Here is a 23960-nt window from a genome sequence, read left to right as displayed (position 1 = left end):
GGCACGCACACCCAAAATCCCCGCCGTAATCGCCCCCGGTTTTCGCGTCATTTCCGCCGCTCGCAGCCAAAATGCAGATCTGCATGAAAATGATCTAGGCTGGGGTAAATGAGCCAGGAGAAGTTTCGCAGCCAGCTATCATCTTTTGCAGACGCAGCGGTATTCCAGGGAATCCCGCACCTGCGCCTCTCCCCAGCTACCGACACATTGGATCTGTACCTACCGGCCGTAACCGCAGGTTATGAGCCAGAAGATCCCCAGTGGACCGTGACCGCACAGCTGCTCGACGGCAGCGAGGACACCCGCAAGTTCTACTACGTGGAGGGCGAAGAGCCCGGCTTGTGGATCAGCATGCCGCGTGCCTTTAGCCACCTCAGCGTCTCCTTTGAGGAGCACACCGTGGAATTCGCCGGCGTGGCCAATGGCGGATTGCTGCTCGATTCCACCCATCGCCCAATCGATACCACCACCGCGGTGGCCAAGGGCTCTTATACCTTCATCGCCCCCGCCGGCACGGAGCTAGCCAAGGCCAAGGTCGGCGAGGCCCGTCCCCACGGCGCATGGGAGGGCTGGACCATCGCCCCGGTAGAGGTCAGCCAGTCTTTCACCGTGGAGGTTCCGCGCCAGGAACCCGCGACCATCAAGGTGTCCGGCAGCCCTGACTTTGCCTGGGACATGGCCGTGAAGACGCTACCCAATGCCCATGGCCTCGATGGCGAACTGGTCTATACCCAGTCCCCGCGGGTCATCGCCAATACGGAACTCAGCATGGAGCTGACCTATGTCCCCATCGGTGGGGAAGAGGAGGCCGTGCTGGAGGATGAACTACCGGAGGGTATTCACGAGGTGCTTCCCGCAGACGCCTTCGAGGATCCCTGGGTAGGCCGCTACCGCTTCACCCTGTATAAAGACGAGGAACTGGTGGATATCCAGTACCTCAATTTTGCGGAGTCGCTGCACATGCGTGCCAAGAACGAGGGCCCGCGCGGCACCAATTTCCGCTTTATCGATGCCCTGGGCAATCTTTCGCCGTTTAGCTATGCCCTGGCTTCTGCGCCGGGCAAGGCTATCCAGATGGAAAAGGGCCAGCGCATCTTTGGCGAGGACGAGAGCGTGCGCGAGGAGACCGTCGGCAGTGAGGCCGGCTATGAGCTGACCTTCCAGGTGGAGCCGGCGACGATTCGTACTCGCGTGAAGCGCACCGCGGCCGAGCCCGTGGATTACCTGGATAAGCAGGTCATCCTGGCGGACCAGCTCGATGCGGATGCACTTTTTACCATCCACTCACCGGAGCCACTGCCGCTGGCAAAGTTCGTGGTTATTGATAAAAACCAGAAGATTAGGGACCTTGTCACCGCCAATGGCTCTACGGAGGCCGCCACCAGCCTGTCCGTGCCTAACCGCGCGCTGAAGTCGGCGCTGACGAAGAAGACCTCGCTGGAGCTCTACCTCCTGTGGTCCACGTTGTCCTATGAGGAATACCTCGAAGGACTGCCGGAAAAGGAGCGCGCAGCGCACCAGAAGCGCAGCTTTGAGCGTCGCGTCATGGAATATGAGGCCACCGCGGCCAGCGACCTCATTTATGCCGCCATCGCCACCGTGCGCAAGGCACCGTTGGTCGCCCGCGCAACCATTGAGGACGGCATCCTCATCCCCGAGCAGGCGCATGAGGAGGAGGTAGAGCTGCTGGCTTGGGCGTGGCCGCTGGGCAATCCTGCGGGCGAGCCGCAACCGCTGGAGCCCACTGAGGAAGGCTTTGAGCTGCCCGAGGAGCTGCTGGACGCCGGCCACCTCATCGTGGACTTCCGCGAGGATGAGCCGGCCAGCGACTTGGCCGCGCCGCAGTACCCGCCGGCGAGCGCACTCATCATCTTCCACGACGGTGAAACCGAAAACACCGAGGGCCTGTGGCCTACCTACGCGGCCATGCGCCGCCTCGCACCCAAGGCCAAGGAAACCTTCGAGGGAATCATCAAAGAGATTGAGGCCGATCCGCGCGCCAGCATGGATGCCCTTATGGCCGCGGACTTTGAGCCGGGGCAGCGCATGCGCGCCTTTGTTCGCACCGGCTTGGTCTCCCGCACCTTCCGCCGCGAGGAGCCGGCCGGCGAGCCTTCCTCGCTCTTGGCCGCGCTTGCCGACGCCGCCCATGACTACGTCGAAGCCCACGGCTCCGCCTCCCTCGCGCGCGTGCCATCCACCGGCGTCGACGATGTCACCCGCCCCATGCTGCTGATGAGCGCCACGGGCGAAGCGCCTACGCCGGCAACGGACAGCGACCAGCTCTGCGATGATGCCCACCGCATCGCCGCACTGCGCGAGTGCTTTGCCAATGACCTTGCGCTCACCCGCCTGGGCACCATTTCCAACCTGCGTAGCACCGCAATGCAGCTGCGGGTAACGCTGCAGCAGTTGGGCGTCGATAAGTCCGTCCTGCATACCCTGCTCGCGCTGGACGCCTTCGGCGATGGCAATTCGGAGCTCGGCGATTCCGCCTGGATGCCGTTTATTTCCTATGTCTTTGCCATCACGGCGCGCGGTGTGGCCAATGGCAAGCTGGCGGACCCTGCTTTCGCCGCCACGCTTGACGACGCCCTCCCGCAGCTCGCCGAGGCCGTCTCCCTCGCCCCACAGCTTTTCTACCGCGATATTCTCACCGCGGAGGCGCTCACACTCAGCTAGGGTGACAGGCATGCAGGTCGTCTCCACCAATGTCGCCGTCCGCCGGCCGGACCCGAGCGGGCGGCATGAGTTCTCAGGCATCGACAAAAAGCCGCAGGATTTCATCGATCTGGCAGCACCCGGACCCCATTATGGCGATGGTTCTGGCGTGCGCGGCGATATAATTGGTGACACCAAACATCACGGCGGCAACGATAAGGCCGTCTACGCCTACTCTCGTGAGGAACTGGATTACTGGCAATCCAAGCTTTCCCGCCCTCTGGCCTCCGGCGGCTTTGGCGAAAACCTCACGACGCAGGGCATCGATCTTTCTGCTCTGCTCATCAATCAGCGCGTGCGCATCGGCACCGCCGTGCTTGAAGTATCCGTGCCCCGCCAACCGTGTGCCACCTTCGCCGGCTGGCTAGGGGAGCGCGGCTGGCTCAAGCGCTGGACCGCGCGTGGCGACTGCGGCACCTACCTGCGCATCATTTCCCCCGGCCGCATTCGTCCCGGCGACGTCATTGAGCTAGATAACCCACCCAGCCACGACATCACCATGCGCATCGCCTTTGCCGCCAAGATGGGCGACCGCGCCCTTGCCCGGCGCGTTATCGACGCTGGCTGCCTGCCCGCTCACCAACAGAACTCGCTTCGAACCTAGTTACACAGGCACTTATAGTCCGCCATGTCGAGCTCAGCAATGTCCCGTTGTTCCGCCGGTACTCGATGCGCCCAAACATGCAGTAGGCAACGGGACCGTTAATCAGCACATCCATGCTCAGCGGGTCTCGACGCATACTCTACTTCCGGAACCGCAGACTGTGTCTGGATCTTTAGCTTACCGGCGAGGCCAGCACACTCTTCTTGCCCGGAGTGCGCGCAAAACAAAAGCACGCCAGCGCTAAGCGCTGGCGTGCTTTACATGCTGAGTGCGAAGGAGGGTGTTACTTTCCCTCTTCAAAGCTCAGATGGTGCCCCTTCGCCTTAGGGAAGCGGCCGTGCACGAAGAAGTAGTAGATAGCGGCGATGACCACGAGACCCGCGAGAATGAGATACATCGTGTCAAAGCCAGTTGCCGCAACGATGGGGCCCAAGCCAAACGGGGCCAGGCCAATGCCGAGGTCCATGAGCAGGAACATGGTGGAGATACCGGCTCCCAACTGCGCGGCAGACACCGAGCGCACGGAGATGGCTTGGCAGGCGGGGCTGAGGGTGCCGAAACCCAAGCCGGTGCAGGCGCCCGCGACCACCAGCATGACGTCATTGGTGGGGAAGCCCATGATCAGCAGGGCCACGACAAAGGCAGCCAAGCCGAGGTACATTACGGCATTATCACCCTTATGGTCCTGGATACGGCCCAAGAAGAAGCGCATGATGAGCATCGTGACCGCATAGCCGATAAAGAAGAGCCCTGCGCCGGTGGCCAGGTCTTCCTTGCGGGCGTAGGCGTTGAGGTAGGTCACCACGCCGGAGTAGGCGATGCCGACTAGGAGCATGAATAGACCGATAGGAACCACGTTGGGGTGCACGGCATTGCGCAGACTAAAGGCCGGCTTTTCGGAGGAAACCTCGGCCGGATAACGCAGCACCAAGGCCAGGATCAGGGAAACAATATTTGCACCAAGGGCGACAGCAAAAAGCGTGGTGTAGCCGATGTTATTAGCCAATAACAGGCCGATAGCTGGACCAAACGCGGTTGCTAGGGTAGTGCCCAGGGCGAAGTATCCGGTGCCTTCCGCACGGCGTTCGTGTGGGATAACGGACTGCGCCACGGCCATAAGTGCGGTGGAGGTCAAGGCATAGGCCGCGCCGTGCACCATTCGCACGATAATCAAGACCGCAACATTATGCGCAAAAAAGTACGCCACAGCTACTACTGTGACGAAGGCTAGGGAAGCCAAGGCCGCCTTCTTGTGGCCCACGCGGTCCACGATCCAGCCAGAGAACACGCGCATGCACGTCGCGCCCAAAACAAAGGCACTGGAGGCGAAACCGCCCACGGTATCCGATGCCCCGAAGCTCTCTACCGCGTAGAGGGCCATGGTGGTTACGAACAGGTAAAAGACCAAGAACTGACAAAAATTAGCCACCCACGCGAGGACAAACGTAGGCGTAATCAGCTGCGGCTTAGCCGCTGCAGATTCGGGAGGCGTCATATACTCACTCCAAATAACAAAAAGAAAATTCCCTCTCCACGCGCTGGCCATAAGGCCGCGCATCGCAGACGAAGGAAATAGAAATTGAATTATACGGAGAGGCACTATACGCCCCGCAGGCTGCAAAGATTAATTGAAAAGCTTTCCAGGCTCTTATCGACGCCGCCCTCGTGCAGGTGGCTACCGGCAATCGCCGTAACTTGAGCCGGGTCGCGAAAAGGGGACCCGGCTGGTTTCTCCCGCCTTGTTAAGCGCTCAAATCTCTAGGCACCGGCATAAGGATCACGGATACCCAAGTACTGCACCGAGGTATATTCCTCAATACCCTCGGCGCCGCCTTCGCGTCCTAAACCAGAGTGCTTGACTCCGCCGAATGGGGCAGCGGCATTGGAGATGACACCGGCATTGAATCCCATCAAGCCAAACTCGAGGCCGTCGGCAACGCGCCAGAGGCGATCGGAATTTTCCGTATATACATAGGAGGCAAGTCCGTACTCCGTATCGTTCGCAATCTCTAGCGCTTCCGATTCATCCTTAAAGGTAAGGATGGGCGCGACCGGTCCAAAAATTTCTTCTTGGGCCACGCGAGTTTCACGTGAAACATTGCTCAGGATTGTGGGCGCATAGAAGTGGCCCGCGCCCTCGCCGCGAGTGCCACCGGTGACAACGGTCGCACCCTTGTCCACCGCATCCTCAACCAGGGCTGCGACATTATCGAATGCCTTAGCCTCAATCAGCGGACCACACGTCACGCCTTCGTCCATGCCATCGCCAACGACGAGCTTCTCAAACTCTGTTGCCAGCTTCTGCGTAAACTCCTCCGCCACGGACTCGTGCACCACGAAGCGGTTGGCCGCGGTGCAGGCCTCGCCAATATTGCGCATCTTCGCACCCATGGCTCCCGCTACGGCTTGGTCAATATCCGCATCCTCGAAAACAATGAACGGTGCATTACCGCCTAGCTCCATAGAGGTGCGCAAGACATTATCCGCGGCACCCTTGAGGAGGGTTTTGCCCACTGGGGTAGAACCGGTGAAGGAGAGCTTGCGCAAGCGGGCGTCGGCAAGCAAGGGCTCCGAAATAGCCGAGGCGGAGCTTCCGGAGACAACATTGAGCACACCCTGTGGCAGGCCGGCATCGAGCATGGTCTGCGCGAAGTACTGCGCGGTGAGCGGCGTCAGCTTGGCCGGCTTCAGGACCATGGTGCAGCCCGCTGCAACGGCCGGGGCAACCTTTCGGGTGGCCATGGCGAGCGGGAAGTTCCACGGCGTAATCAATAGGCACGGACCCACAGGCTTGCGGCGAGTAACCATGCGCAAGGTGCCTTCCGGGACAGGGGAGTAGCGGCCATAATCGCGCGTGGCTTCCTCACTAAACCACCGCAAATATTCCGCGCCATAGGTGACCTCACCTTGGGACTCAGCAAAAGGCTTTCCCATTTCAAGGGTCATCAGGGTGGCGAACTCATCGGCGCGCTCGTGTACCAATTCAAAGGCGCGGCGGAGAATATCGGCGCGCTCGCGCGGGGTGGTGCGCGCCCACTCATCTTGTACCGCACAGGCAGCATCGAGGGCAGCCACCGCATCATCAGAATTAGCGGAAGACAGCGTGGCGATGGTCGCGCCCGTCGCCGGATTTTCTACGTCAAAGGTCTCGCCGGAGGACGCGTCGCGCCACTGTCCGCCAATCAAAAGCTGAGTGGGGACCTTCGCTAGTAGTTCCTTCTGATCGATGCTCATATTCATCACCTTTCTCCATTGCGTGAATGCACTCCACAGTACCGCGATTCGTTAGCTGGTTTTCTTGGTTCGGCGCCAAGCACAAGCGCATAGGGGGATAGAATGAATATTTTTATCGATTACCTGACAGGCTATAGAAATGTAGGTTAGTATGACCACTATGAAGAAGATGACTACTGCTTGGTGGTGGCGCGCGTAACCCGCGGGCCCTATTTCACCTCCCATTTTTAGGCTCGCATTCTGCGGGCCTTTTGGCGTTTTAGTGCCTCTGCTCGCGGAAGCTTCCTATCCGTTTCCCGTTTCCCTCACCCAGCGAAAGGGCACTGCAATGCCATACACCGCCACTCGCGATATACCCTACGACAGCGACGCGGCCGCGATTTTTGACGGCCTCGCACAACCGCACGACTCCCTATTGCTCGAGAGCGCAGACATTGAGACCAAGAAGAATCTCAACTGCCTCGCCGTGCTCAAGGCGGCCCTGAAAGTAACGTGCCACGGCCAGACGGTAGAGGTACGCGCCCTCACGGAGGCAGGGGAGTCGCTCCTTCGTTCCCTGGAGGAGCGGTTCCACCATCGCTTAGTTTCACGTGAAACTACCACCGCGGCTTTCGAGTTCTCGCTGTCCACACACCCCGACGAGCGGGAGCGGCTTCTTGCCGAATCTACCGCCGATATTTTGCGGTTCCTGCAATTAGAAGCCAATTATTCCTCTCCTTTATTGCCGTTCCTTGGGGGTGGATTCGCTTATGACTACCTCGCTACTTTCGAGGAACTGCCCGAGGTTGAGCCCGGGGCCAACACCTACCCGGACTATGAATTCTTGGTAGCCCAAACCGTCCTCGCAGTGGACCACCTGCAAGGGACTGCGCACCTAGAAGGCTGGGACATCGACGACAAGCGTCTGCGGGAAGAGTTGGATTCTCTTGCCTCACTGCCGGCCGCCGCTCGTCCCGCGGCGCCGCAAAGGGAAAGGATCCGGGCGGTGGCCGATGTGGATGATGCAGGGTTTCGGGCGGGCGTCGACAAGCTTAAAGGCAATATTCACGCCGGTGATATCTACCAAGTAGTGCCCGCGCGCGCCTTCACCGTGGAATGCCCCAACGCCCTGGCTGCCTACCGAGCACTGCGCGAGACCAACCCCTCGCCTTATATGTTCTACCTCCGCGGTGCCGCCTATGAGCTCTTCGGCGCCTCGCCGGAATCAAACCTCAAATTCACGCCAAAAGATAGGCAGGTCCAGCTCTATCCCATTGCCGGAACCCGGCCGCGCGGGCTCAACCCGGATGGCAGCATCAACCATGAACTAGATATCCGCAACGAGCTGGACATGCGTACAGACCAGAAGGAGATTGTGGAACACACGATGCTGGTTGATCTTGCACGCAATGACCTCGTTCGCGTGGCCGTGCCCCGTAGCCGGCAGGTAGCAGAACTCCTGCACGTTGACCGCTACTCGCGAGTGATGCACTTGGTCTCCCGCGTCACGGCGACGCTCCACCCAGACTTCGATGCGCTCGATGCCTACCGTGCGTGCATGAATATGGGAACGCTTACGGGAGCACCCAAACTGCGCGCCACCGAACTGGTGCGCCGCACGGAGGGAAAGCGCCGCGGCTCCTATGGCGGGGCGGTGGGATACCTGCGCGGCGATGGAGCCATGGATAACTGCATCGTCATCCGCTCGGCCTACGTCCAGGACGGCACCGCAGTGGTACAAGCCGGCGCCGGCGTGGTCAAGGATTCCGTGCCGCAAGCCGAGGCCGATGAAACGGTGCATAAGGCCTACGCCGTCCTCCATGCCATCGCTATGGCACACGGAGCCGAATTGGAGGTACAGCGATGACCTCGCCGCATATTGTCCTTTTGGATAACCACGATTCTTTTGTCTACAACCTCGTCGATGCCCTCGCTGGGTTCGATACCACCGTGTTTCGCAATACCGTTGCGGTCCAAGACGTGATGCGCGCGCAGCCCGACATTATTGTGCTTTCCCCGGGCCCCGGTCATCCACGGGACGCCGGCTGCATGATGGAGCTTATCGACGCCGCCCTAGGCACCATCCCGATCCTCGGCGTGTGCCTCGGCTTCCAAGCGCTACTCGAGCACCACGGCGGCGCAGTCGAACCGTGCGGGCCCGTACACGGGAAATCCGTCCCGATGACTCTTACCGAGGCCGGGGTAATGCACCCCGTCTTTCAGGGCCTTGCCACTGATACCGAGCCGGACCAACCGGGTCACCTCGGTACGCAGGTTCCAGTGGCACGCTATCACTCCCTTGGCTGTACGGACCTCCCGCGGGGAATGCGTTGTCTCGCGCACACGGCAACGGACATCGGAGAGGTAGCCATGGCGGCCGAGACGGATGACGGTAGCGCCCTCGGCTTCCAGTTCCACCCCGAGTCTATCCTCACGCCCCGCGGCCCCCTCATGCTCGAGCGTTGCATTCATCAATTATATACGCACACCACTATGGATACGGAGCACTAAAAATGAATCACCACCCCCTGCGTACCTTGCAAGCCTTCCTGAATAACCCTCAGCCCACCATCGAAGAAGCCATGGAGGTATTTACCCCCTTGGCCGTCGGCGACTACGACGATATTCATATTGCGGCGCTACTTACCCATATCCGCACCCGCGGCGAGACCTTCGCAGACATTGCCGGCGCGGCCAAAGCATTTTTGAAAGTGGGCTATCCATTCCCCATCACCGGAGAAGGACTCATGGATTCGGCCGGAACCGGTGGCGATGGCGCGAATACCATCAATATCACTACCGGCGCCTCCCTCGTTGCCGCCGCAGGGGGAGTGAAGATGATCAAGCATGGCAACCGCTCGATCTCTTCCAAGTCCGGATCCGCCGATGTACTCGAAGCCCTAAATATCCCACTGGACCTAGACGCCGCCCGAGCAGTACGCCAATTTAAAGCTTCCAACTTCACGTTCCTATTCGCCCCGGCCTACAACCCAGCAGTCGCCCACGTACAACCGGTGCGGAAGGCGCTAGGTATCCCCACCATCTTCAATACGCTAGGGCCGCTCCTGTCCCCAGGACGCCCGTCACTGCAAATCATGGGCATCGCCAACCCGGCCCAAGGCCAAGTTATCGCGGAAGTCTTCCGAGAACTCGGCCGAAAGCGCGCCTTGGTAGTCCACGGTGCTGGCACCGATGAGATTGCTACCCACGGCACGACGCAGGCCTGGGAGCTCAACGACGGAGAGATTGCCTCTTACGAGCTCACCCCAGAAGACCTCGGCATCAAGCGCCACGAACTAGCGGACCTAGTCGGCGGCGACGGCGCCGCCAATGCCCAAGCCCTCCGTGCGGTTTTTGCCGGCCGTGGCGAACCCGCCCATTGTGACGCCATTGCCGCCACCGCTGGCGCCATGTTTTACCTCAAAGGGACCACGGAGACTATCGCGGCGGGAGTCACTCACGCAAAGGAACTGATTAGCAGCGGCACTGTTGAAGATTGGCTCGCGCTCCACGAGAACACCAACTATGCCGTAGGGGAGGAGAGCTAATGTCGGAGAATACTTTGCCTACGGTGCTCGAGGAGATCGTCGCCCAGCGCCGCACTCACCTGCCCGCACTCCGGGAGCGCCTGTCCCACGTGGACTTGGCTCGCGTGCCACGCTCGGAGCGTTCGCTTGCCGACGCCCTCCGTGGCACCAACCGCTTCATCATGGAGTGCAAGTCCGCCTCGCCGTCCCTCGGCATGATCCGTGAAGACTATCGGCCCGGTGATATCGCCCGGATCTACTCCCGTTACACCTCCGCCATCTCAGTGTTATGCGAGCCCGATCGGTTTGGCGGCGACTACGACCACTTGCAGACCGTCGCGCTATCCACCCATGTGCCGGTGCTGTGTAAAGACTTCATTGTCGATCCCATCCAGGTCTATGCCGCGCGTTATTACGGCGCCGATGCCATCTTGCTCATGATGTCTATCGTGGACGATGACACCTACGGTGAGCTCAAGGCACTGGCAGACGAACTCGGCCTAGACGTCTTGACCGAAGCGATCACAGAGGATGAAGTGGATCGCGCGGTGAATTTCGGCGTGGATATCATCGGCATCAACAACCGCAACCTCCACGATCTCAGCATCGATCTAGGGCGCACCGAACGCCTAGCCCGCCATGTTCCAGACGGAAAGGTGATCGTTTCCGAATCTGGAATCCGCGATAATGCCACCGTCCGCCGGTTAGGAACCCACGCACATGCTTTCCTTGTAGGCTCCCAGCTCACCTCCCAGGAGGACATCGATCGGGCGGCGCGCGACCTCGTCTATGGCGCCAATAAATTATGCGGCCTTACCACCGCCTCCTCCGCACAAGCAGCGCGCGCTGCTGGAGCCCGTTACGGGGGTCTCATCTTCGCGCCGGATTCGCCCCGCAGTGTTTCACGTGAAACCGCACAAAGCATCATCTCCGCGGAACCAGAGTTGGAGTACGTAGCCGTGACGCGGTCTACGGATTTGGAGACGCTACGGAGCATAGCCAGGATCCCCGGCCTCAAAGTTCTCCAGCTTCACGCCCCATTCCAAGGTAGTAGGGAAGCAGAGCTGGAATTCCTTCACGATGTTCGGGGCGTCGCTGACGGCCTTAACCTTTGGCGGGCCATCGACATGAATAACCCTGACTTCGCTGCCTTGACGCCGGACCTTGTCCCAGAGGTAGAGGCCCTCGTCCTCGACTCCGGCAGTGGAGGGACGGGCACCACTTTTGAATGGCGGACGATCCCCGATGAAGTGAAGGAGAAATCCCTCCTCGCCGGAGGGCTCCGGCTAGACAACTTCGAAGAGGCACTGTCAATCGGCACGGCAGGACTCGACCTCAACTCAGGCTTGGAGTATGCACCCGGCCGCAAGGACTCCTCATTGATCGCCCAAGCCTTTAGCACCATCCGGAACTACACACACCCATAGAAAGAAGAGAACGATGACAGTTTCACGTGAAACGCTCCTTCCGGCATACTTTGGCGAATTCGGCGGACAGTTTGTCCCCGAATCCCTCATCCCGGCGCTCGACCAACTTGAGAAGGCTTTTGTCGACGCACAAAATGACCCAGCCTTTCGCGAAGAGCTCAGCGTCTTGCTGCGTGACTACCTCGGCCGCCCCACACCAATTACAGAGGCGAGGAACCTCGGGGGCAAGGCGCGCATCTTCCTCAAGCGGGAAGACCTTGTACACGGTGGAGCACACAAGACGAACCAGGTCCTTGGTCAGGCACTGCTAGCTAAGCGGATGGGGAAGACACGCATTATTGCGGAGACCGGAGCGGGCCAGCACGGCACCGCTACTGCACTTGCTTGCGCATTGCTGGATCTCGAGTGCGTGGTCTATATGGGCGCGAAAGATGTGGCCCGACAGCAGCCAAACGTATTCCGTATGGAGCTGATGGGCGCGAAGGTCGTCGCCGTCGACACCGGATCCGGAACTCTTAAGGACGCGGTGAATGAAGCCCTCCGTGATTGGACCGCCACTTTCCATGAATCCCACTATCTCCTCGGTACCGCGGCCGGACCTCATCCATTCCCAACCATCGTCCGAGAGTTCCACAAGGTCATCTCTGAAGAGGCTAAGACCCAGATGCTTGAGCGCACCGGTGGGCTACCGGATGTAGTCGTGGCTTGCGTCGGCGGCGGTTCTAATGCAATCGGTATGTTCGCAGAATTTATTGAAGAAGAGGAAGTAGAACTCGTCGGCGCCGAACCTGGCGGCGAAGGCCTAGACTCCGGCAAGCACGGTGCCACCATCAACAACGGTACGGTCGGCATCCTCCACGGCGCGCGCAGCTACCTCATGCGCAACGCGGACGGCCAAGTGGAAGAATCCTATTCGATTTCCGCCGGACTCGACTACCCAGGCGTAGGACCACAGCACGCGCACTTACACGCCAGTGGCCGCGCGCAATATGTCGGCATTACTGACGCCGAAGCACTCGAAGCATTCCAGCTTCTTTCCACTAAGGAAGGCATCATTCCGGCCCTCGAATCCTCTCACGCGTTGGCCTACGCCTTGAAGCGTAAAGACGAGGACATCACCATCTTGGTCTCCCTTTCCGGTCGCGGCGATAAGGACATCGACTACGTTCGCCACACCCTTGAGAACCACCCAGAATTTAACCTCCAGGAGAAGAACTAATGAGCACCCGATACGAAGACCTATTCCGCTCACTACACAACAGGGGAGAGGGCGCTTTCGTCCCATTCCTCATGTTGGGCGATCCCACGCCGGAGCACACGCTGGCCATCGTGCGAACCGTCGTCGCGGCCGGAGCCGATGCATTGGAGCTAGGAGTTCCATTTTCTGACCCAGTGGCCGACGGCCCCACCATTCAGGCCTCCCACCTTCGCGCGCTCGACGGCGGCGCCACCGTAGACTCCGCCTTAGAACAGGTGCGAGCAATCCGCGCGGAATTTCCCGAGCTCCCCATCGGCATGCTCATCTACGGCAATGTGGCTTTCACTCGCGGTTTCGACCGTTTCTACGCCGAGTTTGCGGAAGCGGGCGCGGACAGCATTTTGCTTCCCGACGTCCCCGTGCGCGAAGGTGCTCCCTTCATCGCCGCAGCAGAAAAGGCCGGTATGGATCCAATCTTTATTGCCCCGGCCCGCGCGACCGCGCACACCCTCGAGGGCGTCGCTCAAAGCTCACGCGGCTATATCTACGCAGTATCACGAGACGGAGTCACCGGTGCCGAGAAGGAATCCGAGACTATTGGTCTCGAAGAAGTCGTCGCCAACATCCAAAGATTCGACGGACCTCCGGTACTGCTAGGATTCGGCATTTCCGAGCCGCAACACGTGCGCGATGCCGTGACGGCTGGGGCAGCGGGGACAATTACAGGCTCCGCAATCACCAAGATTATTGATCGCCACGTTTCACGTGAAACGGACGCGGAAGGCAGGCCAGTGGAAGGAACCCCAGGACGCATTTCCGATGCGAAAGCCTTGCACAAAGAACTCGCCGAGTATGTAACTCGCATGAAGGCGGCAACTAAGAAGTAGTCCTGAAGACGCGAAGAACCCTCCTCAGCTCTCGGCAGCTGAGGAGGGTTCCCTATAAAAAGCCTCTACGCGGTTGCTTCTGCAGATTCCTCTTCGGTGTGGTCCTTCTTGGAGCCCGCGAACTTGTCCACGATCATCGCAATGGCGCCGTCGCCAGTAACGTTGGCAGCCGTGCCGACCGAGTCAATGGCGATGTAGGCCGCAATCATCAGCGCCACCATGCCATCGTCAAAGCCCATCATGTCCGCCAGTAGTCCAGCTGCGACCATAACCGCGCCGCCGGGCACACCTGGTGCCGCAATCATCATGATTCCCAATAGGAAGATGAAACCAAGGCCGGTGCTCGTACTAATATCCAGGTGCGCCATGTACACAATCGCAAAGGCATAGAGCGTCAGCTTAATCATGGAACCAGAGAGGTGAATGGTCGCACACAACGGGATAACGAAGCTTGCCACCGGCTTCGAAATGCCGTTCTTCAAGGTGGACTCCATAGACACCGGGATGGTGGCGGCAGAAGAGGAGGTTCCCAGTGCGGTGAAATATGCCGGCACCATATTGCGCAGTGCTTTGAAAGGATTCTTACCGGTGATGGCACCAGCGATAATGTACTGGAGCACCAGATAGACCAGAGTCATAACAACCGCCAGGATCAGGACCTTCGCGAAGGCCGAAAGCACTGAGCCCAAATTGCCATTCATGCCCAAGCCCAAGAACATGCCGAAGATATAGAAGGGCAGAATTGGAACTACAAAGCCCCAAATAACCTTGACTACTACGCTCTCCAATTCCTTTGTAACCGCATACAAGGTATCGGACTTCACTGTAGTCATCGCTACGCCGATGCAGAATGACAACAAGAGAGCCGTCATAACCTCAAAAGGCGGAGCCATTTCCACCTCGAAGTACGGAGTGAGTGCCCCCTCATCAATATCGGAGACATTTGTAATCAGATCCTGACCACTGAGCATGGTGGGGTAGAGCCAGTGCGCAACTACGTAGGCAAGAAGACCCGCAACAATCGTTGAGCCGTAGGCAATACCTGCAGTAACGCCCAGCCATTTTCCGGCCCCTCGTCCCAGACCAGCAATCGACGGGGCGATAAGCGCGAAGATGAGGACCGGAATAAAGAAATTGAGGAAGTTACTAAAGAGTCCATTGAAGGTGGCGAATACGCGGCCAAACCATTCGGGCGCGAATTGGCTCACCACCACGCCAAGGATGATGGCGACGATGATGCGGAACAACAGAGATTCCGAGAGTTTCTTGAAATTCATGTACTTACAATCAAATCGGGTGTTTCGCCCCTTGGTAAAAGTTCCAGAGTGAAACAGCGCGGTACAGAGGCAACGGCCGCTTCAATATCTATCAATCGACCTTAAAGGCATACTACCCGACTGGAGGCATAGTCAGAACACTCACCCCAGCGACGATTTTTATCTTGGCGCTACAAGGTTAAACTAAGTACATGATCGCTGTGGGAATCATCTTTTTAATCCTCGCCGTCCTCCTCATCATCGTGGGAGCCTTGGCCTCAACCAAGCGCCTACCTGGAAATAGCTATATCGGCTTGCGCCTGCAGGAGATTCGCAAATCCCGCGAAGCATGGGACAATGCCCATCGCATTGCCGGGCCATTCTGGATGCTGAGTGGCGTCTGCTTAATCTTCGGCGGCATCGTCGCGCTCCGCGCTGAGGGCTGGATGTGGCTCATCCCGGTTCTTACTTTTGTGGCCGCTGTACTAGCCCTCTCCATCGGTTCCAACCTCGGCTCACGTGCCGCGTTCCTCCACGAACAAGCACACGCAGACGAGGAGGGTTGCGGAGACTCCTGTAATTGTGGTTCCGACGGTTGCGGTGGGGAAGAGGCTGCCGCAGCACCCGCCCCTCAGGTTGATGTCGACGCGCTCCGTCACGCCGCTCGCGAATCCGATAGGTGACCAAGCACTGCTGCTGCGTAATCTTCCCCTTCTGGAAAAGAATCACATTTCATCCAGAAGGGGAATTTTTGTAGCTATGCCTTTCGTATTGAATTATCGTCACACGCTTCAGCCTAGTCACAGTGACGTTAATTTCCGGAGCAGTTGCTTACTCGATTTTAGTAACAGCCGATATTATAACTCTGGATATCTTCTGTCCTAACCCATACTTGACCGCACCTACAGTAGGTCCGTCGTCCCATTCTGGTTCCTGCGAGGGAGGGTAGAGGTTGCGTAAAACTGCCATGGAACCCCGGCGGCTAAGGACGTAATCAGTACCCTAAAGGGCAGAATATAGTCCATGAAGAAAAGTACCGCCCTGGCGGCCATCGCCGCTTCAACTTTTGTTATCGGCGCTTACACTGAGCAAGACCACAAGGTAGCGACGTCCGTAGCAAAAGCACACGAACAGCAATCTGCACAGAGCATCGTTGATGATTTAGGAATTGAGTCCGGCACCTATGAACTTATCGCTACCTCCGATGGCTCTCCGGAGACGTGGGAGGGGCTCCTAGCTGACCAAGTTCAGAGTTTCACGTGAAACTATAATTTCAACCGGGCAAACGGGAACGGCACAATACGCAAGACCGACAAGCTAGAGTAGAGGCATGATTAAGTGCTCTCGTCGAATGTTCTTGCTTGGAACCGCCACCACATTTGCAGGCGCCTACGCCGCGGCCTGTGGCTCCTCTCCCTCCGCAGAAATAGCGGCGACCGAGATTCCGATTGGCTCCGCTAAGATTGTCGATGGCGTGATCTTCACCCAGCCCAAGGAAGGCGAGTTTAAGGCCTACTCCCAAACGTGCCCTCACCAGGGCAATCCAATCACCGAGATCGATGGCATGACGGCAACCTGCACGGCACACAACACCTCCTACAATCTCAGCGATGGAAGCGTAATCTCCGGCCCGGGGCGCGATCCATTGGAGGAATACGAAGTTAAACAAGACGGCTCTAACGTCACCACGGCCTAGAATGCATTTCCCGTGTGGTTTCACGTGAAACTACACGGGTTGTGATTTCTTGGCCCGAGTATCTGCAGCATGTGAAGACGAATCGGGTTTAAACTCTTAACATGCTGCAGCGTTTGAAGAAGCCCGACCCGCTTATTGTCCTCATTATCCTGGCGGTCATCATTGCGATAATCGCACCAGCCCGCGGGAACTTTGCCGACATATTCGGCCAATTAACAAACGCAGCCATCGCGCTACTCTTCTTTTTGTATGGCGCGAGGCTTTCCACTCAAGAAGCCCTCAACGGACTAAAACACTGGCGGCTACACCTCACAATTCTCGCTTTTACCTTTGTGGTTTACCCGCTAATAGGCATAGCACTGCGGTCGCTCACCGCTGTCATATCGAATGACATGTACTTAGGAATCCTATTCCTCACGCTGGTTCCATCCACGGTGCAGTCTTCGGTTGCCTTCACCTCAATCGCGAAAGGAAACGTGCCGGGCGCAATCGTATCGGCTTCTGCCTCAAACTTGGTGGGAGTAATCATCACTCCATTGCTCGTCATGTTCCTCATGGGAACTGGGGGAGGAGTTCACATCGATACGCCAGTATTCGGCGAAATTGCACTTCTATTGTTGGCGCCATTTGTTCTAGGTCAGCTTACTCGGCGCTGGGTAGGCAAGGTTGCACAAAGCAAGGCCACTAAGGTCGTGGACCGCGGCTCAATCGCGATGGTGGTATATTCCGCTTTTTCTAAGGGTGTGGTGGACGGAATTTGGTCCTCTATTTCCCTGTGGGATCTGGCTTTCCTAGTTGTGTTCGCTGCTGCCTTCGTCGCCTTCATGCTGTGGCTCACCAGAACGGTAAGCCAAAAGATGGGATTCAATCGCGCCGACACCATTGCAATCGAGTTCTGTGGCTCGAAAAAGTCTTTAGCCACGGGACTGCCAATGGCGTCGGTAATCTTCGCTTCTGGCGGCGCATCCCTTGGCCTACTAATCCTCCCGTTGATGATTTATCACCAGGTTCAGCTAATGATGTGCTCGTGGCTAGCGGCCCGTTACGCGCAGTGTCCTAGCACGTAGCTACACTTAAATGCCATGACGAATTACCTATACGTACGAACCGAACTGAACGTGCCTGACGTGGGCTCAGCGATCCACATGGCGGAAATGGAAGAGCGCGATGCAAGCAGCTGCTGCATGGTGCGCATGATTGCACTGGATCCCTCGGATGCCATCGTCGGGGTAGCAACACCGAATAGTTCCACGGGAAACGTAGATCAGCCGCAAGAGGTTGTCCCGCACCCGGATACCTATGATGATTTTCCGGACATTAGCGCGCAGTACGTGGACCAGTCTCGGTTCGACGCCCTGTGGTCCGAAGCCACCGCCAAGTTCGGCCTATAAGAGTTGCAAGGGCTAAAAGACTACGTTGACGAGGAGCATATAGAAGGCGGTTCCTCCGAAAATGGACAGCGCTGAGTCCCGCTTCCACAGATGCAGCAGGAAAGTGACCACCACTCCGAGGAGAGCCGCCCAGATGCCACCGGGGGCGCTGGACTGCCCGTGGACGGTATAGACGACCAAGATGGTCATCACACCCACAGGCATCATCATGCCGAGCACGGAAAAGAACTGACTATCCTTCATCCATTTCACAAAGGAGAAAGGAAGTTGGCGTAGTACAACGGTAACGAGGCCGACGGGAACTAGGACGGCCGCGATGGAAGCAAGGGTGACTCCAGCGGGCATTAGTACTCCTCACGGAATCTCTTAACGTCGCCTCGTCTACGCAAGGTAAAAGCCGCATCGACGCGTGGGGATAGATACCGGATAATCAGCAGGATGAAGTAGGCGCTCAGGGCCACCATGAGGAGTTGACCTGGGGCGAAGGCGGCCGCGAGGATCCCCACCATCGCCGCGCTTAGTGGTAAAGAGAAGTCCTGGTTATTGCGGAAGGAATCCATCGCCAGCACGACGAAGAGCGCCACTAGGGCGAATTCCATGCCCTGCACGGTAGAGGGAATCACCTGGCCGGCGAGAGCACCGACAATGCCACCGCCTACCCACAGAGCCTGACAAAAAATTTGGATGGTGAGGATCCGAGTCCCTGTGGGACGGTCATCGGTGGGGAGGGAGGAGACGATGGCATAGGTTTCGTCGGTAAGCGCATAGGTGGAATAAGCTCTGCCCAGGCGCGAGTGAAGGCGGTGGCGAGGAAAAGTGAGACCATAGAAAATATGCCGGAAGTTCACCATGAACCCGGTGACCAGGGAAGCCAAGGCTGTGGCGCCGCCGGTGACCATGGAAATGGCCAGGAACTCCATCGAGCCGGCGTAGATGACGATGGAGAAAATAGGCGTCCACCACAAACTGAAGCCGGATTGGACCATGAGCAGGCCGAAGGCTAGGCCGAGGGGAATGAGGCCGATGGCGGCGGCCCAGGTATCCCGCAAACCTTGTGAAATATCCTCACGCATGCGGGCTAGTTTAGCCCACTGCCTGCAGCGCGATAGGAATTAATTGTCTTCCACGTTGACGGGGTAGGTGGAGTACAGCGGCAATGGCATGGGCTGGCGCTTCATCACATCGGACCAGAGGTCGGCCGGACCCGGCGTAATAACGTCTTGGGCCAGGGCAGGGGAGACGAACCATTCGCCGGCCTCGATTTCCTCTTCTAGCTGGCCCGGGCCCCACTCGGCGTAGCCGGCAAACATGCGCATACCCGAGACCAAGGGCTCTATCTCTTCCGGCTCCGCGCGCAGATCCACATGCGCGAGGCGCGGGGCGAGGCGGGTGAGTCGGTCGTGCTTGTCCGGATCGACGCCCTGGTTGGTCTGCGCGAGTCCTACGACGGATTGCTGATTGAGCGGGCCGCCGATGTACAGCGCCTGCGGCTTGGCCACAACGGGAAGCCATTCCGGCAGCACATTGAAAATCGCCACCTCGGAGCGCTTGGTCAGATCCACGCCGAAGGTCATCATGTCATTGTGCTCAATGACGAGAATGACGGAACGGGCGAATTCCGGCGAAAGCATACCCGGAGCGGCGATGAGCAGCTGGCCGGGGGCGGGGTCATTGCGCTCGAGGGCGTTGAATAATCTATCGGCAAACATCACTGTTTAGAATCCCACCACTCGCGCAACTTCGCAATCGCTTCCTCGCGCTCGAGGGGACCATGCTCGAGGCGCAGCTCCTTGAGATAGGACCACGCCTGGCCCACCTCAGGGCCGGGCTGGAGGCCTAAGATCTCCATGATCTCGTTGCCGTCGAGGTCTGGACGCACGCGGGCCAGGTCCTCCTTGCGGCCGATCTCTTCGATACGCTCCTCGAGCTGATCGTAGGTGCGCTGGAGGCGGCGGGCCTTCTTGGCATTGCGGGTGGTGCAATCGGCGCGCACCAGCTTGTGCAGGCGAGGGAGAAGATCGCCGGCGTCGGTGACATAGCGGCGCACGGCGGAATCAGTCCATTGATTTTCCCCAAACCCGTGGAAGCGCATGTGTAGGTACACCAACTGGCCGATGGACTCCGTAGTGGCCTTGGGATACTTCAACTTGCGCAGGCGCTTACGGGCGAGTTTGGCGCCCACCACCTCGTGGTGGTGGAAGGAGACCTTGCCATCGGTGTTATCAAAGGTATCCGGCTTGCCAATATCGTGGAGCAGCGCCGCCCAGCGCAGGACAAGATCAGGACCATCCTCCTCTTGATCCATGGCCTGGCTCAGCACCTTGAGCGAGTGCGCATAGACGTCTTTGTGCTGCGCGTGTTCGTCCGCGGTCATGCGTAGCGCGGGGATCTCCGGGAAGATATAGTCCGCGATTCCCGTAGATACCAGTAGATCAATGCCATCCCACGGGGCCGTGCCGCAGATGAGCTTATCTAGCTCCACCTGCACGCGCTCCACGGTGATGCGCTGGATCTCGCCGGCCATATCCCGCATGGCATCTACCACGCGATCGGCCACGCGAAACTCCAGCTGGGAGGCAAAACGGGCCGCACGTAGCATGCGCAGCGGGTCATCGTGGAAGGAGATCTCCGGCTTATCCGGGGTATCGAGCACCCGGTCAGCTATGTCTTGGAGGCCATGGAGGGGATCGTGGAACTTAAAGGAGGCGTCGGCAAGCAGCTCAATGGCCATCGCATTGGCCTTGAAGTCGCGCCGGACAAGATCGCCTTCCAAGGTGTCACCGTAAACCACCTCAGGATTGCGGGACTGGCCGTCATAAGAATCGGAGCGGAAGGTGGTGATCTCAATCTGCTGGCCCTTGTAGGCCGCGGAGACGGTACCGAAGTCTATGCCGGTATCCCACACGGTTTCGGCCCACTCATCGAGAATCTCCTTGACCACCTCGGGGCGAGCCGGAGTAGTAAAGTCCAGGTCATTTCCCAAGCGGCCCAAAAGCGCATCGCGCACAGAGCCGCCCACGAGGTAGAGCGAGTAGCCGCGCGCGGCAAATTTCTCCACCAGTCCGCCCAGCAGGTTGCTGAGGGAGGAGACGGTGGATTCCGCGCGGGCAAGAACGCCGATTAGCTGAGTGTCCTGAAAATTCACGGGTGAGAGTCTACTACGATTGGCAGGGATGACTAACCAAGAACAGGGCCCCTCCAAGGGAGGCGGCCGCAACCGCAACCGGTCCCGGCGCAGGCGGCGCCGCCGGCCGGATAATCGCGCGCGCCGCACCACCCAGCAGCGCAAGCCCTACCGCGGTGGCAATGGCCAATCCACGGCCATGGAAACCCGCGATGAAACCTCCGCGGGTGGCCTCGTTGTCTCCGGCTTGGCGGAGTGCGTCGATGCCAATGGCAACGTCGACCTTTCCCGGCTCTATGTGGCGCTCATCGGCCGCCTCGACCGCCGCGGGCGCCTGCTGTGGTCCATGCCCAAGGGCCACGTGGAAAATGGCGAGGCCAAGGAGGTCACCGCTGAACGCGAGGTATGGGAAGAAACCGGCATTTCTGGTGAGGTTTTTGCGGACCTCGGCATGATTGATTACTGGTTCGTCTCTGATGGGGTGCGCATCCATAAGACCGTGCACCACCACCTGCTGCGTTTTGTAGACGGCATTATGAACGATGAGGATCCTGAGGTCACTGAGGTCTCGTGGATCCCCGTCTCCGAACTCATCGAGCACTTGGCCTACGCCGATGAGCGCAAGCTAGCGCGCATCGCGCATGATCTCCTTCCCGATCTCGCACGAAAGGAAGCCGCGGCGGGGAAAGTGACGCCACGGTAATGCGCCAGCGCCTGAAGTCTTGGGCCGCCGTGGGCGGCTGCATGGCGGTAGCGGGGTGGGGCTTGTGCATGCCGCTACCAGAAGCCGCCGCGCAGATGGACGCGGCCGCCGAAAAGCAGCAGGATATCCAGGCATGGTTGGGTGCGCGCGGGCCGGAGCGGGCCAACCTTGATCTCCTTGCGGCCGAGCCCTTTACCGTGGGCAAAGACCTCAAACTGACCTTCCGGCTGCACAATCCTACCGATGAAACCATGGAGGATCTCCAGCTCACGAGCCGCCGCGGCGATGCCGTGGAGGATACCGCGCAGGCCCGCACGCAGTTGGCCACCGGCGAATTCCCGTATTACGGTCCCAGCACTACCACCGCGCCCCTGCAGCCGGGCGAATCCCGGGAGGTCACCTTCCAGGTTCCTACCTCCCTGCACGGCGAGCAGACCCTGGCCATCGAAGAGCCTGGCTCCTATCCGCTGCTGTTTACCCTCACCGGCACCGTAGGCGGCGAGGCGGTCAGCTTTGCGGAGGAACGCCTTGTTGGCCAGATAAAGAGGAAGGAGCAGGCGCTTGGCGATGCCCCCTCGGATCCCACACCCCACGATCTCACCGTGATCTATCCCATCAGCGCCGATATTGACTCGGTACCAGGCGGCGCTGGGGGAGAGGACCTTATCCTCTCCTCTGATGAGCTGGCCGGTGAGCTGGCGGAGGGTGGCCGGCTCGATCGATTGGTCAGCACGTATGCCAGCCACGATCTGCGCGGGGCAGGCTGCGTAGCCATCGATCCCGCCCTCTTGGATACGGTCAACCGCATGGCGGAGGGCTATAAGGTAGGTTCGGCCCGCCCACCTCAAGCCGAACGCCCTAAGCGCCTGCGCGATTCGTGGTTCACCAACGAGGACGATGTGCACCTCGAACCCGGCACTGGCAAAGAGGATGCTGCCCGCTGGCTCAAGCGCCTGCGCGAGCTCGATTGCTTTATGTCTATGCCGTGGGCGAACGCCAATGCTTCCTCCGTGGCCAAAGCGAATAATCCCTTCCTTACCTACGAGGGGCTACAACGCGGCAATCACACCATCGAGCGAATCCTCGGTGCCAAGCCGGCCACCACCGTGCTCGCGGTCGGCTCCGGCTATGTGGATCAGCAGCTGCCCCTGCCCGCGTTGGTGGCGGATAATACTTCGTGGCCCGGCCGCGCCGTGACTTTCGACGCCTCCCTGGGCGCCCTCCTCGCCCAAACCGGCTCCAAGCCACAGACGGTGGGCTATTCCAACCCGGAGCTGCGCTACGATTACTCGCTCGATTCCGATCTTTCTCGTGCCATCACCGGCGGCGCCGCATTGAGCTTGGCCGCCAGCGATGACACCGTGGCGCGCTTGCCCAATTACTTGGATCCCAGCGCGGCCGAGTACGCACTCGACTCTGCCGAGGCACTCATCGCTTCCGGTAAGTCCCATCCGCGCACCGTCGGCAGCCTAAAGCAGGAGACCGCAGAGCCTGGTTCACTGCCCGGCAGCCCCTTTAGCGATCCCGCCGCCTTCGCCGAATCCGATATCGTCCGCGTGGAGCAGCAGGCCCGCTATACCGATGAGCTGATGAATATCATGGTCGATGATCCAGATATCGCGCTCACTCGCTATGAATTCGTCCTGCCTTTGCGCCGGGATCTGCTCGCCGCCCTCTCGCTGACCAACCGCGATAGCTTGGGAAGCAATGCAGAGGCACGGCGCCGGTTCACTCACACGATGGATGTGCATTCCGATACGCTGCGGGACCTGCGTTCTTCTGTGGCTCTTATCCCACCGGGCAATGTCTATACCCGCGTATCCGAGTCATCGCCGCTGCTCATCGTGGCAGAAAATGGCCTGCCACTACCGGTGGAGGCCAAGCTGCAATACGATGCCCCCGATGGCGCGCGCCTCAACACGCCCAAGAGCGTCCGTATTCCGGCCAAGGGCTCTATTACTGTATCCATGACCGCCGATATGCCTAAGGACGTCGATCGCACGGACATTGGCTTGTGGCTTGCTACCCCAGAAAAGCAAACCATCTCTGAGCCCATCAATATCGCTGTGCAAACGCGTGCCGGTATCGTAATCGTGTATGGCGTCGGCCTAGCCGGCGCCCTTGCGCTGGTCTTAGCCACGCTCTTCCGGCTAGGCCGCCATCGGCGCAAAGAATCACAAAGGCTTAAAAAGTAAGTTGAAGTTGTATCCTCT

General features: G+C 59.2%; 21 protein-coding genes and 1 pseudogene. 15 read left to right on the top strand and 7 right to left on the bottom strand.

Annotation, left to right across the window (positions count from 1 at the left end):
• Nucleotides 1–108: 108 nt before the first annotated feature.
• Together I6J28_RS02945 and I6J28_RS02940 are read left to right on the top strand one after the other, a co-directional pair.
• Nucleotides 109–2682, top strand: coding sequence for a hypothetical protein (locus I6J28_RS02945; RefSeq protein ID WP_204610694.1), 2574 nt, complete (start codon nt 109–111; stop codon nt 2680–2682).
• A gap of 10 nt (nt 2683–2692) precedes the next feature.
• Nucleotides 2693–3325 (top strand): MOSC domain-containing protein, encoded by a 633-nt coding sequence (locus I6J28_RS02940; RefSeq protein WP_204610692.1) that lies wholly within the window; start codon nt 2693–2695, stop codon nt 3323–3325.
• Between the two features lie 283 nt (nt 3326–3608).
• Here I6J28_RS02940 and I6J28_RS02935 read toward each other — a convergent pair whose 3' ends face one another.
• Together I6J28_RS02935 and I6J28_RS02930 are read right to left on the bottom strand one after the other, a co-directional pair.
• Nucleotides 3609–4820, bottom strand: coding sequence for an MFS transporter (locus I6J28_RS02935; RefSeq protein WP_204610690.1), 1212 nt, complete (start codon nt 4818–4820; stop codon nt 3609–3611).
• 263 nt (nt 4821–5083) lie between these two features.
• Entirely contained in the window at nt 5084–6565 is a 1482-nt protein-coding gene (locus tag I6J28_RS02930) for an NAD-dependent succinate-semialdehyde dehydrogenase (protein WP_430516386.1), read from the bottom strand.
• Nucleotides 6566–6887: 322 nt separating this feature from the next.
• Here I6J28_RS02930 and I6J28_RS02925 point away from each other — a divergent pair, with 322 nt between their 5' ends.
• Genes I6J28_RS02925 through trpA form a run of 6 tightly spaced genes read left to right on the top strand, consistent with a single transcriptional unit; the run spans nt 6888 to nt 13577 of the window.
• Nucleotides 6888–8405, top strand: a complete 1518-nt coding sequence (locus I6J28_RS02925; RefSeq protein WP_204610686.1) for an anthranilate synthase component 1 — start codon at nt 6888–6890, stop codon at nt 8403–8405.
• Nucleotides 8402–9049 carry an anthranilate synthase component II gene (locus I6J28_RS02920; RefSeq protein ID WP_204610685.1) on the top strand — a complete coding sequence of 216 codons (648 nt, stop codon included), beginning with the start codon at nt 8402–8404 and terminating at the stop codon, nt 9047–9049. Before I6J28_RS02925 ends, I6J28_RS02920 begins: the two co-directional genes overlap by 4 nt.
• 2 nt (nt 9050–9051) lie before the next feature.
• Nucleotides 9052–10086 (top strand): anthranilate phosphoribosyltransferase, encoded by a 1035-nt coding sequence (gene trpD / locus I6J28_RS02915; protein ID WP_204610684.1) that lies wholly within the window; start codon nt 9052–9054, stop codon nt 10084–10086.
• The gene (gene trpCF / locus I6J28_RS02910; RefSeq protein WP_204610683.1) at nt 10086–11492 is read left to right on the top strand and encodes a bifunctional indole-3-glycerol-phosphate synthase TrpC/phosphoribosylanthranilate isomerase TrpF; all 1407 of its coding nucleotides are present in this window, start codon (nt 10086–10088) and stop codon (nt 11490–11492) included. The genes trpD and trpCF overlap by 1 nt, the downstream gene beginning before the upstream one ends.
• Before the next feature lie 13 nt (nt 11493–11505).
• Complete coding sequence (trpB, locus tag I6J28_RS02905; RefSeq protein WP_204610682.1) at nt 11506–12711, top strand: tryptophan synthase subunit beta; 1206 nt, start codon at nt 11506–11508, stop codon at nt 12709–12711.
• Nucleotides 12711–13577, top strand: coding sequence for a tryptophan synthase subunit alpha (trpA, locus tag I6J28_RS02900; protein WP_204610681.1), 867 nt, complete (start codon nt 12711–12713; stop codon nt 13575–13577). The genes trpB and trpA overlap by 1 nt, the downstream gene beginning before the upstream one ends.
• Before the next feature lie 65 nt (nt 13578–13642).
• On the opposite strand, the gene I6J28_RS02895 is transcribed toward trpA, so the two are convergent.
• Nucleotides 13643–14854, bottom strand: a complete 1212-nt coding sequence (locus tag I6J28_RS02895; RefSeq protein ID WP_204610680.1) for a dicarboxylate/amino acid:cation symporter — start codon at nt 14852–14854, stop codon at nt 13643–13645.
• A gap of 191 nt (nt 14855–15045) precedes the next feature.
• Here I6J28_RS02895 and I6J28_RS02890 point away from each other — a divergent pair, with 191 nt between their 5' ends.
• The 5 genes from I6J28_RS02890 to I6J28_RS02870 all read left to right on the top strand — a co-directional run bounded on the left by I6J28_RS02890 (nt 15046) and on the right by I6J28_RS02870 (nt 17920).
• Nucleotides 15046–15516, top strand: a complete 471-nt coding sequence (locus I6J28_RS02890; protein ID WP_204610679.1) for an SdpI family protein — start codon at nt 15046–15048, stop codon at nt 15514–15516.
• Between the two features lie 340 nt (nt 15517–15856).
• On the top strand, nt 15857–16096 hold the full coding sequence (locus tag I6J28_RS02885; protein WP_204610678.1) for a hypothetical protein: 240 nt from the start codon (nt 15857–15859) through the stop codon (nt 16094–16096).
• Between the two features lie 67 nt (nt 16097–16163).
• Complete coding sequence (locus I6J28_RS02880) at nt 16164–16529, top strand: Rieske (2Fe-2S) protein (protein WP_204610676.1); 366 nt, start codon at nt 16164–16166, stop codon at nt 16527–16529.
• A gap of 101 nt (nt 16530–16630) precedes the next feature.
• A complete protein-coding gene (locus I6J28_RS02875; RefSeq protein WP_204610674.1) occupies nt 16631–17596 on the top strand; it encodes a bile acid:sodium symporter family protein in 966 nt (321 codons plus the stop codon).
• A 15-nt stretch (nt 17597–17611) separates the two neighbouring features.
• Nucleotides 17612–17920, top strand: coding sequence for a hypothetical protein (locus I6J28_RS02870; RefSeq protein WP_204610672.1), 309 nt, complete (start codon nt 17612–17614; stop codon nt 17918–17920).
• Nucleotides 17921–17932: 12 nt separating this feature from the next.
• Here I6J28_RS02870 and I6J28_RS02865 read toward each other — a convergent pair whose 3' ends face one another.
• Genes I6J28_RS02865 through I6J28_RS02850 form a run of 4 tightly spaced genes read right to left on the bottom strand, consistent with a single transcriptional unit; the run spans nt 17933 to nt 21065 of the window.
• A complete protein-coding gene (locus I6J28_RS02865) occupies nt 17933–18265 on the bottom strand; it encodes a branched-chain amino acid transporter permease (protein ID WP_204610670.1) in 333 nt (110 codons plus the stop codon).
• Nucleotides 18265–18993 (bottom strand): AzlC family ABC transporter permease, encoded by a 729-nt coding sequence (locus I6J28_RS02860; RefSeq protein WP_204610668.1) that lies wholly within the window; start codon nt 18991–18993, stop codon nt 18265–18267. Before I6J28_RS02860 ends, I6J28_RS02865 begins: the two co-directional genes overlap by 1 nt.
• A 39-nt stretch (nt 18994–19032) precedes the next feature.
• A complete protein-coding gene (locus tag I6J28_RS02855) occupies nt 19033–19629 on the bottom strand; it encodes a YqgE/AlgH family protein (RefSeq protein WP_005325866.1) in 597 nt (198 codons plus the stop codon).
• Complete coding sequence (locus I6J28_RS02850; protein WP_204610666.1) at nt 19629–21065, bottom strand: CCA tRNA nucleotidyltransferase; 1437 nt, start codon at nt 21063–21065, stop codon at nt 19629–19631. The genes I6J28_RS02855 and I6J28_RS02850 overlap by 1 nt, the downstream gene beginning before the upstream one ends.
• A gap of 178 nt (nt 21066–21243) precedes the next feature.
• Between I6J28_RS02850 and I6J28_RS02845 the strand changes: the two are divergent.
• Nucleotides 21244–21747: pseudogene (locus I6J28_RS02845) on the top strand (NUDIX hydrolase); the annotation flags it as partial.
• The gene (locus I6J28_RS02840) at nt 21747–23942 is read left to right on the top strand and encodes a DUF6049 family protein (protein WP_204610664.1); all 2196 of its coding nucleotides are present in this window, start codon (nt 21747–21749) and stop codon (nt 23940–23942) included. The pseudogene I6J28_RS02845 and the gene I6J28_RS02840, both read left to right, overlap by 1 nt.
• The last annotated feature ends 18 nt before the right edge of the window (nt 23943–23960 follow it).

Source organism: Corynebacterium tuberculostearicum (assembly GCF_016894265.1).
In the GTDB taxonomy this organism is placed as follows: domain Bacteria; phylum Actinomycetota; class Actinomycetes; order Mycobacteriales; family Mycobacteriaceae; genus Corynebacterium; species Corynebacterium tuberculostearicum_D.
This window is presented reverse-complemented; position numbering and strand designations above follow the sequence as displayed.

What these genes read in the sequence shown, in the direction of transcription:
- I6J28_RS02945 (WP_204610694.1), top strand. Translation starts at nt 109, where the DNA reads ATGAGCCAGGAGAAGTTTCGCAGCCAGCTATCATCTTTTGCAGACGCA.
- I6J28_RS02940 (WP_204610692.1), top strand. Translation starts at nt 2,693, where the DNA reads ATGCAGGTCGTCTCCACCAATGTCGCCGTCCGCCGGCCGGACCCGAGC.
- I6J28_RS02935 (WP_204610690.1), bottom strand. Translation starts at nt 4,820, where the DNA reads ATGACGCCTCCCGAATCTGCAGCGGCTAAGCCGCAGCTGATTACGCCT.
- I6J28_RS02930 (WP_430516386.1), bottom strand. Translation starts at nt 6,565, where the DNA reads ATGAATATGAGCATCGATCAGAAGGAACTACTAGCGAAGGTCCCCACT.
- I6J28_RS02925 (WP_204610686.1), top strand. Translation starts at nt 6,888, where the DNA reads ATGCCATACACCGCCACTCGCGATATACCCTACGACAGCGACGCGGCC.
- I6J28_RS02920 (WP_204610685.1), top strand. Translation starts at nt 8,402, where the DNA reads ATGACCTCGCCGCATATTGTCCTTTTGGATAACCACGATTCTTTTGTC.
- trpD (WP_204610684.1), top strand. Translation starts at nt 9,052, where the DNA reads ATGAATCACCACCCCCTGCGTACCTTGCAAGCCTTCCTGAATAACCCT.
- trpCF (WP_204610683.1), top strand. Translation starts at nt 10,086, where the DNA reads ATGTCGGAGAATACTTTGCCTACGGTGCTCGAGGAGATCGTCGCCCAG.
- trpB (WP_204610682.1), top strand. Translation starts at nt 11,506, where the DNA reads ATGACAGTTTCACGTGAAACGCTCCTTCCGGCATACTTTGGCGAATTC.
- trpA (WP_204610681.1), top strand. Translation starts at nt 12,711, where the DNA reads ATGAGCACCCGATACGAAGACCTATTCCGCTCACTACACAACAGGGGA.
- I6J28_RS02895 (WP_204610680.1), bottom strand. Translation starts at nt 14,854, where the DNA reads ATGAATTTCAAGAAACTCTCGGAATCTCTGTTGTTCCGCATCATCGTC.
- I6J28_RS02890 (WP_204610679.1), top strand. Translation starts at nt 15,046, where the DNA reads ATGATCGCTGTGGGAATCATCTTTTTAATCCTCGCCGTCCTCCTCATC.
- I6J28_RS02885 (WP_204610678.1), top strand. Translation starts at nt 15,857, where the DNA reads ATGAAGAAAAGTACCGCCCTGGCGGCCATCGCCGCTTCAACTTTTGTT.
- I6J28_RS02880 (WP_204610676.1), top strand. Translation starts at nt 16,164, where the DNA reads ATGATTAAGTGCTCTCGTCGAATGTTCTTGCTTGGAACCGCCACCACA.
- I6J28_RS02875 (WP_204610674.1), top strand. Translation starts at nt 16,631, where the DNA reads ATGCTGCAGCGTTTGAAGAAGCCCGACCCGCTTATTGTCCTCATTATC.
- I6J28_RS02870 (WP_204610672.1), top strand. Translation starts at nt 17,612, where the DNA reads ATGACGAATTACCTATACGTACGAACCGAACTGAACGTGCCTGACGTG.
- I6J28_RS02865 (WP_204610670.1), bottom strand. Translation starts at nt 18,265, where the DNA reads ATGCCCGCTGGAGTCACCCTTGCTTCCATCGCGGCCGTCCTAGTTCCC.
- I6J28_RS02860 (WP_204610668.1), bottom strand. Translation starts at nt 18,993, where the DNA reads ATGCGTGAGGATATTTCACAAGGTTTGCGGGATACCTGGGCCGCCGCC.
- I6J28_RS02855 (WP_005325866.1), bottom strand. Translation starts at nt 19,629, where the DNA reads ATGTTTGCCGATAGATTATTCAACGCCCTCGAGCGCAATGACCCCGCC.
- I6J28_RS02840 (WP_204610664.1), top strand. Translation starts at nt 21,747, where the DNA reads ATGCGCCAGCGCCTGAAGTCTTGGGCCGCCGTGGGCGGCTGCATGGCG.